A 17,866-nucleotide genomic window follows, 5' to 3' on the forward strand; every position below is an offset into this window, starting at 1 on the left:
TCATGCACCCTTCGTCTTCGCGTATCCCGTCCATCGCCGTCGTCGGCGTGAGCGCCATCTTCCCCGGCTCGCTCGACGCGCACGGCTTCTGGCGTGACATCCTGTCCGGGACAGACCTCATCACGGATGTCCCGAGCACCCACTGGCTGGTCGAGGACTACTATGATCCCGACCCGTCCGCCCCGGACAAGACGTATGCGAAGCGCGGCGCCTTTCTCAAGGACGTGCCGTTCGATCCGCTCGAGTGGGGCGTCCCGCCCTCGATCGTGCCGGCGACGGACACGACGCAGCTGCTCGCGCTGATCGTGGCGAAGCGGGTCCTGGAGGACGCGGCGCAGGGGCAGTTCGAGGCGATGAACCGCGAGCGGATGAGCGTGATCCTCGGCGTCACCTCCGCGCAGGAGCTGCTCGCGTCGATGGTGAGCCGGATCCAGCGGCCGGTGTGGGCGAAGGCGCTCCGGGACCTCGGGTATCCGGAGGACGAGGTGAAGCGCGCCTGCGACAAGATCGCAGGCAATTACGTGCCGTGGCAGGAGTCGAGCTTTCCGGGCCTGCTCGGGAACGTGGTGGCCGGGCGCATCGCGAACCGGCTCGACCTCGGCGGGACGAACTGCGTGACCGACGCGGCGTGCGCGTCGTCGCTGTCGGCGATGTCGATGGCGATCAACGAGCTGGCGCTCGGGCAGTCCGATCTCGTGATCGCGGGCGGCTGCGACACGATGAACGACGCGTTCATGTACATGTGCTTCAGCAAGACGCCCGCGCTGTCCAAGTCGGGCGACTGCCGGCCGTTCTCCGACAAGGCCGACGGCACGCTGCTCGGCGAGGGCATCGCGATGGTGGCGCTCAAGCGGCTCGACGACGCCGAGCGCGACGGGGACCGGGTCTACGCGGTGATCCGCGGGATCGGCTCGTCGTCGGACGGGCGGAGCAAGAGCGTGTACGCGCCGGTGCCGGAAGGGCAGGCGAAGGCGATCCGCCGGACGTACGCCGCCGCGGGGTACGGCCCCGAGACCGTGGAGCTGATGGAGGCGCACGGCACCGGGACGAAGGCCGGCGACGCGGCCGAGTTCGAGGGCCTGCGCGCGATGTTCGACGCGTCGGGGCGCGCCGACCGCCAGTGGTGCGCGCTCGGCAGCGTGAAGTCGCAGATCGGCCACACGAAGGCGGCGGCCGGCGCGGCCGGCCTGTTCAAGGCGATCATGGCGCTGCACCACAAGGTGCTCCCGCCGACCATCAAGGTCGACAAGCCGAACCCCAAGCTCGACATAGAAAAGACCGCTTTCTATCTCAACACCCAGGCGCGGCCGTGGATCCGGCCGGGGGACCACCCGCGGCGGGCGTCGGTGAGCTCGTTCGGCTTCGGCGGCTCGAACTTCCACGTGGCGCTGGAGGAGTACACGGGCCCGGCGCCGAAGGCGTGGCGGGTGCGGGCCTTGCCGGCGGAGCTGTTCCTCCTGTCGGCGGACACGCCGGCGGCGCTCGCGGATCGCGCGCGGGCGCTGGCGAAGGAGGCGGAGGTGCCCGAGATCCTGCGCTTCCTGGCGCGGGAGTCGGTGCTCTCGTTCGACGCGTCGAGGCCGGCGCGGCTCGGGCTGTGCGCGACGGACGAGGCGGATCTCAGGAAGAAGCTCGAGCAGGTCGCGGCGCACCTCATGGCGAGGCCGGAGCAGGCGCTCTCGGCGCCGCTCGTGCACTGCGCGAGCGGAGAGGCGCCGGGGCGGGTGGCGTTCCTGTTCCCGGGGCAGGGGAGCCAGTACGTCGGGATGGGCGCGGACGCGCTCATGACGTTCGACCCGGCCCGCGCGGCCTGGGACGCGGCGGCGGGCGTCGCGATCGCGGACGCGCCGCTGCACGAGGTGGTGTTCCCGCGGCCGGTGTTCTCGGACGAGGACCGGGCGGCGCAGGAGGCGCGGCTCCGCGAGACGCGGTGGGCGCAGCCGGCGATCGGCGCAACGAGCCTCTCGCACCTCGCGCTGCTCGCGGCGCTCGGGGTGCGGGCCGAGGCGTTCGCGGGCCACAGCTTCGGGGAGATCACGGCGCTGCACGCGGCCGGGGCGCTCTCCGCGGCGGACCTCCTGCGCGTGGCGCGGCGTCGCGGCGAGCTGATGGGCGCCGCGTCGTCGGAGCGGGGCGCGATGATCGCGGTCCCGCGGGGGATCGACGAGGTGCGGGCGCTCGGCCTCGCCGGCGTGGTGATCGCGAACCACAACGGCCCGAAGCAGGTGGTGCTGTCGGGGTCGGTCGCGGCGATCGAGGCCGCGGAGGAGCGGCTGAAGGGCGTCGGGATCCAGGCGCGGCGCCTCGACGTGGCCGCGGCGTTCCACTCGCCGCTCGTGGCGGAGGCGAGCGCGCCGCTCCGCGAGTTCCTGGCGGGCATCGCGGTCGAGGCGCCGGCGGCGCCCGTGTACAGCAACGCGGAGATCGAGCCGTACGCGGGCGACGGCGACGGCGACGCGGCGCGCGACCGGCTGGCGCGGCAGCTCGCGGAGCCGGTGCGGTTCGTGGAGGAGATCGAGCGGATGTACGCGGACGGCGTGCGCACGTTCGTCGAGGTCGGGCCGGGCTCGGTGCTGACGAACCTGGTCGGCGACATCCTGAGCGGTCGGCCGCACCGGGCGGTGGCGCTCGACCGCAAGGGCAAGCACGGCGTGACGAGCCTGCTCGAGGCGGTGGCGCGGCTCGCCGTGGCCGGGGTGCCGCTGGACACGCGGGTCCTCTGGGAAGGCTTCGCGGCGCCGAGCGATCCGCGGGCGCAGCCGAAGCCGAAGCTGGCGCTGCAGATCAACGGGAGCAACTACGGCAAGCCGTATCCGCCGCAGGGGGGCGCGAAGGCGCTGCCGGCGGCGAGCCCGCCGCGGGCGGCGCAGAAGCCGGCGCCGGAGGCGGTGCAGCCGGTGGCGAGCGCGTCGCGGCCGGTGGCGAGCGCGCCGCAGGCGGCAGTGAGCGCGTCGCGGCCGGCAGTGAGCGCGTCGCAGGCGGCAGTGAGCGCGTCGGCGCCGGTAGTGAGCGCGTCGCAGGCGGCAGTGAGCGCGTCGGCGCCGGTAGTGAGCGCGTCGCAGGCGGCAGTGCGCGCGTCGCAGCCGGCAGTGAGCGCGTCGCAGGCGGCAGTGCGCGCGTCGCAGCCGGCGGTGAGCGCGTCCGCGCCTGCGCTGGCGAGCGCGTCGGCGCCTGTGGTGAGCGCGCCGCGGCCGGTGGTGAGCGCGTCGCGGCCGGTGGTGAGCGCGTCGCAGCCGGCGGTGAGCGCGTCCGCGCCTGCGCTGGCGGGCGCGTCGGCGCCTGTGGTGAGCGCGTCGCGACCGGCAGTGAGCTCGTCGACGCCCGTGGTGAGCGCGTCGCGGCCCGCGGCGAGCGCGTCGTGGCTGGCCGCGTATCAGGAGGCGCAGCGCGCGACGGCGGAAGCCCACAGCGTGTACCAGCGCACGATGGCCGAGAGCCACATCGCCTTCCTTCAGGCCGCCGAGGCGTCCTTCGCAGGGCTTGCCGCGCTGGCGACCGGCGCTCCGTACCCCGTCGCTCCAACGACGGTGTCCGAGGTACGGCCTTCTCCGGTTCTCCTCGCTCCGGTGCATGTGGGGCCTGTCTCGGAGGCGTCCGTACGGCTTTCGGCGGCGCCGACCGCGCGCTCCGGCGAGGGCAGGAGCAACGTGGCCCTGGACGGCCCGAACGGCGCGGGCGGCGAGCTCTACACGGCTGTCGCGCTGCCGGCGCAGGCGGCGCCTGCCGTGGCAGCGAAGGTGGCCGTTGCAGCGCCCGCCGCGACAGCAAAAGCGGCCACCGCGGCGCCAGCTGCGCCTGTGAAGGCGGCAGCCGCTGCGCCCGCGGTGGCAGTGTCCACGGCCGTCACCGCGCCTGCCGCCGCCGTGGCGACGCAGGCGGCGGTCGCCGCTGCGCCGCGCGTCGATATCGAGCGCTTGGTCCTCGACGTGGTCGCGGACAAGACGGGGTACCCCGTCTCCATGCTCGGGCTGCAGATGGAGCTGGAGAGCGATCTCGGCATCGACAGCATCAAGCGGGTGGAGATCCTGTCCTCGGTCCGTGACCGGACGCCGGGGCTGTCGGAGGTCGACGCCTCGGCGCTGGCGCAGCTGCGCACGCTGGGACAGGTCGTCGACCACCTCCGCGCCTCGCTGCCGGCCGCCGGGCCGGCCGCGAGCGCCAGTCCGGCTGTCGTCGCGCCCGCCGCAAAGGCGTCTGCAGTCGTGGCGCCTGCCGCCGCTTCCGGCGCGGCGCCAGGCGCGGCCGAGGTGGAGCGGGTGGTGATGGCGGTCGTCGCAGAGACGACGGGCTACCCGGCGGAGATGCTCGGGCTGCAGATGGAGCTGGAGAGCGATCTCGGTATCGACAGCATCAAGCGGGTGGAGATCCTGTCGGCGGTCCGCGACCGGACGCCGGGGCTGTCGGAGGTCGACGCGTCGGCGCTGGCGCAGCTGCGCACGCTGGGGCAGGTCGTCGATCACCTCCGCGCCTCGCTGCCTGCGGCCAGCGCCAGCCCGGCAGCCGCCGCGCCCGCCGTCGCCACCGCGCCTGCCACCGCTTCCGCCGCGCCTTCCGCCGCGTCCGGCGCAGCGCCTGGTGCGGCCGAGGTGGAGCGGGTGGTGATGGCGGTCGTCGCGGAGACGACGGGCTACCCGGCGGAGATGCTCGGGCTGCAGATGGAGCTGGAGAGCGATCTCGGCATCGACAGCATCAAGCGTGTGGAGATCCTGTCGGCGGTCCGCGACCGGACGCCGGGGCTGTCGGAGGTCGATGCGTCGGCGCTGGCGCAGCTGCGCACGCTGGGGCAGGTCGTCGACCACCTCCGCGCTTCGCTGCCTGCCGCCAGCGCCAGTCCGGCTGTCGCCGCGCCCGCCGCGAAGGCGTCTGCCGTCGCGGCGCCTGCCGCCGCTTCCGGCGCGGCGCCCGGCGCGGCCGAGGTGGAGCGGGTGGTGATGGCGGTCGTCGCGGAGACGACGGGCTACCCGGCGGAGATGCTCGGGCTGCAGATGGAGCTGGAGAGCGACCTCGGCATCGACAGCATCAAGCGGGTGGAGATCCTGTCGGCGGTCCGCGATCGGACGCCCGGGCTCGCGGAGGTCGACGCCTCGGCGCTGGCGCAGCTGCGCACGCTGGGGCAGGTCGTCGACCACCTCCGCGCCTCGCTGCCTGCTGCCAGCGCCAGCCCGGCGGTCGTCGCGCCCGCCGTCGCCACGGTGCCTGCCGTCGCAGCGCCCGCCGTTGCTTCCGCATCGGCGCCCGCGGCGGCCGAGGTGGAGCGAGTCGTGATGGCGGTCGTCGCGGAGACGACGGGCTACCCGGCGGAGATGCTCGGGCTGCAGATGGAGCTGGAGAGCGATCTCGGCATCGACAGCATCAAGCGGGTGGAGATCCTGTCCGCGGTCCGCGACCGGACGCCCGGGCTCGCGGAGGTCGACGCCTCGGCGCTGGCGCAGCTGCGCACGCTGGGGCAGGTCGTCGACCACCTCCGCGCGAGCCTCGGTTCCGCCGCTGTCACCGCCGGCGCTGCCCCGGCGGAGCCCGCCGAGGAGCCGGCCTCCTCACCCCTCGGCCGGTGGACGCTCGTCGAGGAGCCGGCGCCCGCCGCCGGCCTCGCGATGCCGGGCCTCTTCGACGCAGGCACCATCGTGGTCACCGGCCACGACGCGATCGGCCCCGCGCTCGTCGCGGCCCTCGCGGCGCGCGGCATCGCCGCCGAGTACGCCCCCGCCGTGCCCCGCGGCGCGCGCGGCGCCGTGTTCCTCGGCGGCCTGCGCGAGCTGGCCACGGCCGACGAGGCGCTCGCCGTCCACCGCGAGGCGTTCCTCGCCGCCCAGGCGATCGCGGCGAAGCCGGCCCTGTTCGTCACGGTCCAGGACACCGGCGGCGACTTCGGCATCGCGGGCTCGGACCGCGCCTGGGTCGGCGGGCTGCCGGGCCTCGTGAAGACCGCGGCGCTGGAGTGGGCCGAGGCGTCCTGCCGCGCGATCGACCTCGAGCGCGGCGGTCGCCCCGCCGGCGAGCTCGCGGAGGCCATCGCCTCGGAGCTCCTGTCCGGCGGCGTCGAGCTCGAGATCGGCCTGCGCGCGGACGGCCGGCGCACCGCGCCGCGAAGCGTCCGGCAGGACGCGCAGCCCGGTCCGCTCCCCCTCGGGCCGTCCGACGTGGTCGTGGCGAGCGGCGGCGCCCGCGGCGTCACCGCGGCGACGCTGATCGCGCTCGCCAGGGCAAGCCGCGCGCGGTTCGCGCTGCTCGGCCGCACCGCGATCGAGGACGAGCCGGCCGCCTGCCGCGGCGCCGACGGCGAGGCCGCGCTCAAGGCGGCGCTCGTCAAGGCGGCGACCTCCGCAGGCCAGCGGGTGACGCCGGCGGAGATCGGCAGGAGCGTCGCGAAGATCCTCGCGAACCGCGAGGTCCGCGCGACGCTCGACGCGATCCGCGCCGCCGGCGGCGAGGCCCTCTACGTCCCGGCCGACGTGAACGACGCGCGGGCGGTGGCCGCGGCGCTCGACGGCGTGCGCCGCGCCCTCGGCCCCGTCACGGCGATCGTCCACGGCGCGGGCGTGCTCGCCGACAAGCTCGTCGCCGAGAAGACGGTCGAGCAGTTCGAGCGCGTGTTCAGCACGAAGGTCGACGGCCTCCGGGCCCTGCTCGGCGCGACCGCGGGCGACCCGCTCAAGGCGATCGTCCTCTTCAGCTCGATCGCCGCGCGCGGCGGCAACAAGGGGCAGTGCGACTACGCCATGGCGAACGAGGTCCTGAACAAGGTCGCGGCCGCCGAGGCAGCCCGCCGCCCCGGCTGCCGCGTGAAGTCGCTCGGCTGGGGCCCCTGGCAAGGCGGCATGGTGAACGCGGCGCTCGAGGCCCACTTCGCGCAGCTCGGCGTGCCGCTCATCCCGCTCGCCGCGGGCGCGAAGATGCTCCTCGACGAGCTGTGCGACGCATCCGGCGATCGCGGGCAAGGCGGCGCCCCGCCCGGCGCGGTCGAGCTCGTGCTCGGCGCAGAGCCGAAGGCGCTCGCGGCCCAGGGCCATGGAGGCCGGGTCGCGCTGGCCGTCCGCGCGGACCGCGCGACGCACCCCTACCTCGGCGATCACGCCATCAACGGCGTCCCCGTGGTGCCGGTGGTCATCGCGCTCGAGTGGTTCGCCCGCGCGGCGCGCGCGTGCCGGCCGGATCTCGTCGTGACCGAGCTCCGCGACGTGCGGGTCCTGCGCGGGATCAAGCTCGCCGCGTACGAGTCCGGCGGCGAGGTGTTCCGCGTCGACTGCCGCGAGGTGAGCAACGGCCACGGCGCGGTGCTCGCGGCGGAGCTGCGCGGGCCGCAGGGGGCGCTGCACTACGCGGCGACCATCCAGATGCAGCAGCCCGAGGGGCGCGTGGCCCCGAAGGGCCCGGCCGCGCCGGAGCTCGGCCCGTGGCCCGCCGGCGGCGAGCTGTACGACGGCCGCACGCTCTTCCACGGCCGCGACTTCCAGGTGATCCGGCGGCTCGACGGCGTGAGCCGCGACGGGATCGCGGGGACGGTCGTTGGCCTCCGCGAGGCCGGCTGGGTGGCCCAGCCGTGGAAGACCGATCCGGCGGCGCTCGACGGAGGGCTGCAGCTCGCGACGCTGTGGACGCAGCACGTCCTCGGCGGCGCGGCGCTCCCGATGTCCGTGGGCGCGCTGCACACCTTCGCCGAAGGGCCGTCCGACGGCCCGCTGCGCGCGGTGGTGCGCGGGCAGATCGTGGCCCGCGATCGCACGAAGGCCGACATCGCGTTCGTCGACGACCGCGGCTCGCTCGTCGCGGAGCTGCGCGACGTGCAGTACGTCCTGCGCCCCGACACGGCGCGCGGGCAGGCGTGATCGAGGCCAGCGTGTTCGAGCCCATCGCGATCGTCGGCCGCGGGTGCGTCCTCCCGGGCGCGCTCCACCCCGCGGCCCTCTGGGACAACGTGCTCGCCGGCAGGGACCTCCTGTCCGCCGCCCCCGACGGCCGCTGGCGCCTCTCGCGCGAGCGCGCGCTCGCGGGGCCTTCCGCACGCGACGCGCGCGACGTGCGCGACGCGAAGGACCGCGCGTGGAGCGACCGCGGCGGCTACGTCGCCGGGTTCGACGAGCACTTCCGCCGCGTGCTCGCCAGGGACCCGTTCCCGCGGCCGGCCGGGCCGCCCGAGTCCCTGCTCGCGCTCGACCCGCTCTTCCAGTGGGTGCTCCACGCGGGCCGCGAGGCGCTGCGCGAGGCGGGGCACGAGGGCCGGTCCGACCGCGCGGGCGCGGTGTTCGGGAACCTCTCGTTCCCTTCGTCGGCGATGTCGGCGTGGGTCGAGTCGACGTGGCTCGGCGATCTCGCCGGCGTCCCGCGGCCCGATCCGCGCAACCGGTTCATGTCGGGGCTGCCCGCCCACCTGCTGGCGGACGTGCTCGGCCTCGGGGCCGGGGCGTTCGCGCTCGACGCCGCGTGCGCGTCGTCGCTGTACGCGATCGCGCTCGCCTGCGAGCGGCTGCAGGACCGCGAGACCGACCGGATGCTCGCAGGCGCGGTGTGCCGCTCGGACGACCTCTTCATGCACATCGGGTTCTGCGCGCTGTCGGCCATGAGCCGCACCGGGCAGAGCCGCCCGTTCTCGTCGGAGGCCGACGGCCTGGTCCCGGCGGAGGGCGCGGCGTTCGTGGTCCTGGAGCGCCTGTCGGACGCGGAGGCGGCCGGCAGGCCGATCCTCGGCGTGATCCGCGGGGTCGGCCTGTCGAACGACGGCCGCGGCCGCGGCCTCCTCGCGCCCGCCGTCGAGGGCCAGCTGCGCGCGATGCGGGCCGCGTATGCGATGGCCGGCCTCGATCCTCGCGAGGTGTCGCTGCTCGAGTGCCACGCGACGGGCACGCCCCTCGGCGACGCGACCGAGATCGCGACCCTCAAGGAGGTGTTCGGCTCCCGCGAGGTCCCGCTCGGCTCGCTCAAGTCGAACCTCGGTCACCTCGTCACGACGGCCGGCGCGGCCGGGCTCCTCAAGCTGCTCGGCGCCATGGCGGCCGGCGTCCGCCCGCCGACGCTTCACGCCGATCCGCTGAGCGAGGCGGTGGCCTCGAGCCCCTTCCGGGTGCTGCAGCGCGCAGAGCCGTGGGAGGGGCGTCGGCTCGCGGGCCTGTCGGCGTTCGGGTTCGGCGGGAACAACGCGCACCTCCTCGTGGAGGCGTACGAGCCGTCCTCGCCGGGGAGCCGAGCGGCCCACGCCGCGCCGCAGGCCGCTGCAGCGGCCTCGCGCCCCGTCGATGCCGCGCGCCCCGCGCCGGCAGGCCACCTGGCCGTGGTGGCCATGGGCCTGTGCGTCGGCGAGCTCAGCGGCGTCCGGGCCTTCGCCGAGCCGCTCCTCTCGGGCCGCGGCGCGGATCCTCGCCGCGCGGCCGTCGCGCTGCCCGCGGATCGGCTCCGGTTCCCGCCGCGGGATCTGCAGCAGGCGCTCGCCCAGCAGACGCTGCTGCTCGAGGCGGCGATCGAGGCCACCGAGGGGCTCGCGTTGCCGCGCGATCGCACCGCCGTGCTCATCGGCATGGGCGCCGACACCGAGGTGTGCAGGTACATGACGCGCTGGCGGCTCGCCGAGACGGCGCCGTCGCGGCTCGGTCCGTCGGTCGACGTCGGCGCGCTCCAGGACGCGATCATCCCTGCGCTGCAGGCGGCGGGCGTCGTCGGGAACATGCCGAACATCCCGGCGAACCGGCTGAACAGCCAGCTCGACGTCGGTGGACCGTCGTTCACGATCGCCGCCGAGGAGCTGTCCGGCCCCTGGGCGCTGCGCGTCGCGTCTCGCGCCCTGCGCGCCGGCGCGGTGGACGCGGCGATCGTCGGCGCGGTGGATCTCTCGTGCGAGCCCGCCCACGCGGCCGCGCTCGAGGCGCTCGGCGTCCGCCTGCCCCCCGGCGACGCCGCCGTGGTGCTCGTGCTCGAGCGCCTCGACGACGCCGTCCGGGAGCGGCACCCGGTCCTGGCGGTGGTCGTGGACGAGCCGGGCGATCCTGGCCTCGTGCTGTCGTCCACGGATCTCGCGCCGCGGTTCGGCCACGCGCACGCCGCGTCGGGCCTGCTGCACGTGGCCGCCGCGGTGCTCGCGTGCCGTCACGGCCGCAAGCCCGACGGGGCGCCGTGGTCCGACGAGATCCGGGTCGCCGAGGTCCGCTGCGCGGGCCTCGGCGGCGGCTCGCTGTCGGTCCGCATCGGGGCCGGCGGCCCTGCTGCGCCGCTCCCGCCGCCGCGATCGGCGGAGGGGCCGATGCTCACGCTCCCCGCCCACCCGCCGGCGATCGTCGTGCCCGGCGCGGCCTCCTGTTCATCCCCCGGAGACTCCATGGAACCTGCGCCGCCTCTGCCGTCCGCTCTCGACGACCTGCCGCCGCTGTACCCCGGGCCCACGGGGTTCTCTGCCGCCGACGCGGATCGGGCGCCGTCCTGGGACGAGCCGCCGGCGGTCGAGCCGGCGGTCGTCGCGGCCGTCGCCGCGAGCATCGCAGAGGAGCCGCCGCCGGTCGGACCGGCGGTCGTCGCGGCCGCTGCCGTGGATATCCCCGGCGACGTGATCGCCGGCGCCGCGGCGTTCACCGTGCAGCTTGCGCAGATCCACAAGGAGTGGGCGGAGCAGCAGGCCCAGGTCCACCGTCGGTTCCTTCAGATGCGGCAGCGCGCGCTGGACTCGCTCGTGCAGGCGTCGTCGGGCGCGGCCGCGGTGGTGGTCGAGGCCCCCTTGGCGCAGGCGCCCCACGCCGCGCCGGTCCGTACCGAGGCCCCGCGTCCGGTCGAGTCGCCGCGCCCCGCCGCTGCGCCGCCGCCCGCTCGCGCCGCTGCGCCGCAGCCCGCTCGCGCCGAGGCGCCGCGCTCGTTCGAGCCGCCGCGCCCCTCCACCGCGCCGTCGCGCTCGTTCGAGCCGCGCGTCGTCGAGCCGCCGCGCCCCGCCGCCGCGCCGCCGCCTGCGCCGCGCCCCGCCTCGCCGCTGCCTGCGTCGCGTCCCGCCGCCCAGCCGGAGCTCCCCGCGGCGTCTTCCCTCGCGCCCCGCGGCCCCCGGTTCAGCCGCGAGCAGCTCGAGCACCTCGCCTCGGGCCGGATCTCCGACGTGTTCGGCCCGCTCTTCGCCCGGCAGGACGCCTATCGACGCCAGGTGCGCATGCCCATGCCGCCGCTCCTGCTGGCCGATCGGGTCACCGGGATCGACGCCGAGCCCGGCTCGATGAAGCTCGGCACGATGTGGACCGAGACCGACGTGCGGTGGGACTCCTGGTACCTGCACGACGGCGCGATGCCGGCCGGCGTCATGATCGAGAGCGGCCAGGCCGACCTGCTGCTCATCAGCTGGCTCGGCGCGGACTTCGAGAACAAGGGCGAGCGCGTCTACCGCCTGCTCGGCTGCGAGCTCACCTTCTACGGCGGCCTGCCGCGCCCGGGCGACACGCTCGTCTACGACATCCACGTCGACGGGCACGCGAAGCACGGCGACGTCCGCCTGTTCTTCTTCCACTACGACTGCCGGATCGGCGGCGAGCTGCGCCTGAAGACGCGCAAGGGCCAGGCAGGCTTCTTCACCGACGAGGAGCTCGCGAGCTCCGGCGGCGTCCTCTGGGACGCGGAAACCGCCGAGCACGCGAAGACCGCCCGCCTCGATCCGCCCCGGATCGCGTGCCAGAAGTCCGCGTTCGACAGGGCCGACCTCCTCGCGTTCGCGGCCGGCGACGGCGCGGCGGCGTTCGGCCCCGCCTTCGATCGTTTGAGCACCCACGTCAGGACGCCGCGGATCAGCGCGCCGCCCATGCTGTTCTTCGATCGCGTCGACGTGTTCGACCCGGCGGGCGGCCCGTGGAAGCGCGGCTATCTCCGGGCCACGCTGCCGATCACGAAGGACGGCTGGTACTTCGAGGGCCACTTCAAGGACGACCCCTGCATGCCGGGGACGCTCATGTTCGAGGGCTGCCTGCAGGCGCTCGCGTTCTACATGGCGGCCATGGGCTTCACGGTGGACGCGGACGGCTTCCGCTTCGAGCCCGTGCCGGAGATCCCCTACCTGCTCCGCTGCCGCGGCCAGGTGGTCCCGACGAGCCGGGTGCTCACCTACGAGGTGTTCGTCGAGGAGGTCCACGACGGCCCGTGCCCGACGGTGTTCGCCGACTTCCTGTGCACGGTCGACGGCCTCAAGGCGTTCCACGCCCGCCGCGTGGGCCTGCGCCTCAGCCCCGACTGGCCGCTGACGAGCGCCCCCGAGCTGCTCGACGGCCACGTCGAGCCGGTGCCGGTCGCGCGCGTCCCCTGGTCCGAGACGGGCGCGCCTCCGCCGGACGGCGCCTCTGCAGACGCCGGCGGCTTCCCGCTCGATTACCGGAGCCTGCTCTCGTGCGCCTGGGGCAGGCCGTCGGACGCGTTCGGGCCGCTCTACCGCAGGTTCGACGGGGGACAGCACGTCGCCCGGCTCCCGGGGCCGCCGTACCACTTCATGAGCCGGGTCCTGTCGGTCTCGCGCCCCATGGCGGCGATGAAGGCCGGCGCCGAGGTCGAGGTCGAGTACGACGTCCCGGAGGACGCGTGGTACTTCGACGAGAACGCGAGCCTCACGATGCCGTTCGCGGTGGTGCTCGAGGCCGCGCTCCAGACGTGCGGCTGGCTCGCGAGCTACGCCGGCTGCGCGCTCTCGACCGACGGTGCGCTGTACTTCCGCAACCTCGACGGCAAGGGCACGTTGCACGCCGAGGTCCTGCCGGCGCCGGCGCCGGCAGTGAGCGCGCTGCGCACCAGGTCGCGGCTCACGAACATGTCCCGGTCGGGCGGCATGATCATCCTCTCGTTCCGGGTCGAGTGCAGCCTCGGCGGTGCGCGGGTGTACGAGCTCGACACGGTGTTCGGCTTCTTCCCGAAGGCGGCGCTCGCGACGCAGATCGGGATCCCGCCGAGGCCCGAGGAGGTCGCCGCGCTCGATGAGCCGTCCGATTTCGAGGTCGATCTCCGCGAGCGCCCCGCGCGGTACTGCGGCGGCAAGCTCGGGCTCGCGCGGCCGTCGCTGCTGATGATCGACCGGATCGACGGCCTGTGGCAGGCCGGCGGCCGGAAGGGGCTCGGCCGGCTCCGCGCGCGGCGGGACGTCCACGCGTCGGAGTGGTTCTTCAAGGCCCATTTCCTGGGCGATCCCGTGCAGCCAGGCTCGCTCGGCATCGAGGCGATGCTGCAGACGATCCAGTTCTGGATGCTGCACCAGGACCTCCACGCGGGCCTGCGCGATCCGCGGTTCGAGCCCGTGATGACGGGGCACGAGCACTCCTGGCGGTACCGGGGCCAGGTGCTGCCGGCCAGCCGGCGGGTGACGGTCGACACCGACATCCTCGAGGTCGGCCGCGACGACCGCGGGCCCTACGTCATCGCCGAGTCCTACCTCTGGGTGGACGGCCTGCGCATCTACGGCGCGACGCTCGGCGTGCGGATCGTCGACGGCGCCTCGCCCCGCGCGCGTCGCGACGTCGGCTTCGACCCGCGCGCGAGCGCGCGCCGCCTCGCGTCGCTCCCCGGCGCCGTGGGCGAGAGCCCGCGCCTGCGCCCGCAGGAGCAGCCCGCGGCGAAGGCCGCGCCGGTGGCGCTCGACGACGCCGAGGAGGTGCTGGACCCGGACGGGTGGGTGGCGGACCACCGCCCCACGTGGACGGTCCCGGCGCTCCCCGGGATGAGCATGGTCGACCGGCTGGCCGGCGCCGCGTTGCGGGCGCGCCCGGGGAGCGTGGTCGTGGCCGTGGAGGACGTGGTGGTGCAGCGCTGGCTGCCCGTGCCGGGGCCGGTGCGCGTCAAGGCCGAGGCGACCGGCTCGGGCGACGTCCTCGATGTCCGGCTGCTCGCGTGGCGCGAGGCATCGAACCCGGCGCTCTCGCGGTTCGAGCCCGTGTGCACCGGCCGCGTTCGGGTGGCCCGTGAATACCCGCCCGCCCCGGCGCCGGAGCCGGCGCTCGACGCGCCCGAGGCGGACGATCCGTACGCGGCGGGGACGCTGTTCCACGGCCCTGCGTTCCAGTACCTGACCGCGCTCAGGCTCGGCGCGCGCGGCTCGTCGGCGGTGCTGGACCCCCGGAGGGGCTCGGTGCCCCCCGGGACGCTGCACCAGGGCATGCTCGACGCGCTGACCCACACCATCCCGCACGACCGGCTGTCGCTGTGGGATCCAGGGTGCCCGCCCGCCCAGATCGCGTTCCCGTCGCGCATCCCGTCGCTCCGCGTGTACGGGCCGGCGCCCGGGTCGCCGGTGCGCGTGGAGGTGCGTTACGAGGGCCGTGACGATCGCTTCGTCTCGTTCCGGGTGCAGGCCATCGCGCAGGACGGGGCCGAGGTCGGGGCCGAGGCGGGAGAGCGCGTCTGGCTGGAGCTCCGGCTTGTCGAGGTGCTGCTCCCGCAGGGGCCGATCGGCGGCGCGCCGCCCGGGATCCGCCGGGCGTTCCTGCGCGATCGCGCGCCGGTCGACCTCGCCGTCTCGCGCGTCGACGCGGCGTCGGGCGAGGCGCGCTGCAGCCCCGCCGACGTGCGCACGATGGACTGGATGCCCGGCACCGTTGCGCAGCTCTACGCCGCGTCGGGCGACCTCGTCGAGGCGGCGGCGGTGAAGGATCACGTCGCGCGGCGCGCGGGCGTGCACCCGTCGACCGTGTCCCTCGCCGGCGTCTCGTCGGCGCAGCCGCTGACGCGCTGGCCGTTCACCGTGGCGCGCGAGGGCTCGGAGGTCGTGGTCCGCGACGCAGGCCCGCCCGTGATCGACATCGCGCCGGTCCGCCGCTACTGGGGCGCGGCCATGGGCATCGGCCGGTGGCCGGCGGAGGACCTCTACTTCGGGCTCATCGAGCGGTTCATCCGCCGGGTGCACGTCGTCGAGCCCGCGGCGTTCAGCGCCGTGAAGGGCCGGAGCCTGCTCTACCTCGGCAACCACCAGGTCGGCGTGGAGTCGCTGCTGTTCGGCATCGCCGTGTCCGGCCTGACGGAGGTCTCGACGGTCACGCTGGCCAAGGCCGAGCACCGGACGACGTGGCTCGGCACGATGCTCGCGCACTGCTTCGCGTATCCGGGCGCGCGCGATCCGAAGGTGATCACGTACTTCGATCGCGAGGACAAGGCGTCGCTCGGGACCATCATCGCCGAGCTCGGGGCCGAGATGCAGGGGGCCGGCAAGGGCGTGATGGTGCACGTCGAGGGCACGCGGTCGCTCGAGTGCCGCACGCCGGTGCGCAAGATGAGCGGCTCGTTCATCGACATGGCGCTCGCGGTGGGCGTCCCGGTGGTGCCTGTGCGCTTCTCCGGCGCGCTGCCGCCGGAGCCGCTCGAGCGGCGGCTCGAGTTCCCGCTCGGCATGGGCGTGCAGGACATCTGGATCGGCCGCCCGCTGCTGCCCGAGGAGCTCGCGGGGATGACCTACAAGGATCGCAAGGACCTCGTGATCAGCAGCATCAACGGGCTCGGCCCGAGCAACGCGGTCGAGCAGCCGTTCCCCGGGGATCCTGCGTTCGCGGCGTCGGTGGACGCCTGGGTGGAGGAGGCTGGCGTCGCGCACGAGGACGCGACGGTCTTCCGGGTGCTGCAGGCGTGCGCCGACCCGACGCCGGAGACCGCAGCGATCCTGGAGGCCGCGCGCACGGGGCGGCTCGTCGCGCCCGACGCGCGGCGGGCGGACTGGCTGCGGAAGCTCGCCGCGCGGCTCATCGGGAGGCGGCTCGGGGGGTGAGCAGCGCCGTCTCTGCCCGCTCCCACACCCGCATTTCGTCGAACACCGCTCTGCGCTCGGGAGCGCGAGATCTCTCGCGTTCCTGTCCCTGGGATCGGGTCAGCCCGACCAACCCTGTGAGCGTGCCACGGCGCGGATCGCTCCTGCGAGCTCCGCTTCGAAGAGCTGGAACGCTGGCAGCCTTCGCAGCGCCTCCAGGCTGACTTCTTCGCCGAACAAGCGGTAGAGGCGCTCGGGCCTTCGTCTCATTCCACCATCTTTCAAGACGCGCCCCAGCGTCATCTTGGGATCGGCCTCGCGCTCTGGCTCGGCGGGGAGGGCTGGCTGCGCTCCGCTGCCGAGCAAGGTCCGGAACACCTCACCGTCGACCAGCATCCACGCCTCGGTCTCGCGCACTGGAACGCACGGGACCGCCACGACGTTCGGGTACGCGCGCCGGGCCGCCTCGATGCCGGGGTCAATCGAGCTCCGCCGCGCCGATGCCGGATCGCCGGCGCCGTCCGCGTGGATCACGAACAGCGTGCACTCCGCCCAGCGGTCGGTGATGGCAGCTGCGATCCGCTCGGCACGTTCGCCTTGCGCCGGGGGCGGCGCGTCGATCCCGAGGCTCGCTTCGACCTCGTTCGTCCCTGGGAACAGCGGCGCCGCGAGCGCTGGCAGCAAGCGATCCAGGAGCGGCAAGAGAAAGTCGTAGTCGCTCGGGCCTTCCGCATAGAGTCCTGCGCGGAGATAGAGCCGCCTTCCGGTCATTCGGCGGCCTCGCTGGTCGCGGACTGGAGGAGCGCGTCGACCTCGCGCAGCGACACGACGTGCGCGCCGTCGCCTGGTGCCTTCAGCTCACCCACCGCACGTGCGCGGGTCGCGAGCCGCCCGTCGCGTCGCACGAGATCCAGGAAGCGCAGATGCTCGGGTCTGTCCCGGAACGCGGCGAGGACGACAGGCGAGTGGCTGGTGAGGAGGAGCTGCGTCGCGGGTTGAGCTGAGTCAGGAGAGGCTTCGTCTCCTGGAGTAGTTATCTCACGTAGCAGCGAGAGCAGCGTGCGCAGGCGGCCTGGGTAAATGCCGTTCTCAGGCTCCTCTACACCAACGATGGATGGACGAGGCTCGACGCGGAGCGCTGTGAGCAACGCTAGGCCGCGCAGCGTGCCATCAGAGGCGAGGCGAGCCGGGAGGCGCTCGCCGCCGGAGAGTTTGAACTCGATGCGCAGGTTGTCGTCGTCGGGCACGACATTGAAGCCGGCGAGCCCCGGGATGAGTGAGACCAGATCCGCGCGGATCTCTCCGAGCGTCGGTGCCGGCAGATCGGCAAGGATGGTGGGGAGGTTCGATGCGTCGGGAGCGAGCGCGAACGAGTCGGTGCGCTCGCTCGAGTCGCGCAGGCGCGCGGGGTCGAGCTGGATGAGGCTGAAACGGGAGAGCTCGTCGGTGATGATGTTGATGACCGCCCTCCACCCCCTCTCCGAGCTTGTGTTCCGGAAATCGGCGTATTCCTTGAGGAGGGCAGCGCGCTCAGCGGTCAATTCCTTCGGGAAGTCGAGGTTGATATGGTAGGTTCCAGATCCTGTCTTGAGCGCCTCGAGCGCGGCGTGTGTTCGAGGACAGCGATAGTTCAGTCCCGCCCAGCTCTCGTATTCGGGCGCGATGAGCACGCGCCGCTCGCGTCCGTCTTCGTCCTCGTGGCGCAGGATGATCTCTCGTCGAGGCGGTCCGTCCTTGTCGGCGAGCGCGCGAAGGCATTCTCCGGAGACCACGAGCTCCTCGACGCCTGAGGGACGCGCTCGGCGCTCGATGACGAGCTCGTACCGATAACGGACCGGCAGCGGTGGCCCACCGTCTTGAAGCGGCGCTGGCGTGCTTCGTAGCGACACCTCGATCGCGAACCGGATCGTCCTCCCCGCCTCTCCCCCCGAGCGGCTGAACTGATCGACGACCCGTCCCCGTCCGAGCTTGAACGCCTCCTCGATCGACATGGATGCGAGCCGCCCCAGCAGCCCGATCGCCTCCAGCAGGTTCGACTTTCCCGCCCCGTTCGGCCCGACGAACACCGTCAGCGGCTCCAGATCGACCGCGAAATCTCGCAGTGATTTGAAGCCGTCGATCTCGAACCGCGTGATCATGCCTCGACCCTACCATGTCCGCGCTGCCGCGCGGCTTGCCGGCCTTCCCCGATACGCGGTCGCGCAGCCT

Annotated in this window: 4 protein-coding genes; 2 read left to right on the plus strand and 2 right to left on the minus strand. The window is 74.3% G+C overall.

The features are described from left to right. Window positions 1-2: 2 nt before the first annotated feature. Window positions 3-7,826, plus strand: a complete 7,824-nt coding sequence (locus WMF29_RS04335; RefSeq protein ID WP_437327624.1) for an SDR family NAD(P)-dependent oxidoreductase — start codon at window positions 3-5, stop codon at window positions 7,824-7,826. An 11-nt stretch (window positions 7,827-7,837) separates the two neighbouring features. After that, window positions 7,838-15,679 (plus strand): beta-ketoacyl synthase N-terminal-like domain-containing protein, encoded by a 7,842-nt coding sequence (locus tag WMF29_RS04340; protein WP_437327625.1) that lies wholly within the window; start codon window positions 7,838-7,840, stop codon window positions 15,677-15,679. Between the two features lie 99 nt (window positions 15,680-15,778). Here WMF29_RS04340 and WMF29_RS04345 read toward each other — a convergent pair whose 3' ends face one another. Both WMF29_RS04345 and WMF29_RS04350 read right to left on the minus strand, forming a co-directional pair. Further along, on the minus strand, window positions 15,779-16,429 hold the full coding sequence (locus WMF29_RS04345) for a hypothetical protein (protein WP_437327626.1): 651 nt from the start codon (window positions 16,427-16,429) through the stop codon (window positions 15,779-15,781). After that, window positions 16,426-17,796, minus strand: a complete 1,371-nt coding sequence (locus WMF29_RS04350) for an AAA family ATPase (RefSeq protein WP_437327627.1) — start codon at window positions 17,794-17,796, stop codon at window positions 16,426-16,428. The genes WMF29_RS04345 and WMF29_RS04350 overlap by 4 nt, the downstream gene beginning before the upstream one ends. Window positions 17,797-17,866: the final 70 nt, after the last annotated feature.

The organism is Sorangium sp. So ce381 (assembly GCF_051473845.1).
GTDB lineage: Bacteria > Myxococcota_A > Polyangia > Polyangiales > Polyangiaceae > Sorangium > Sorangium atrum.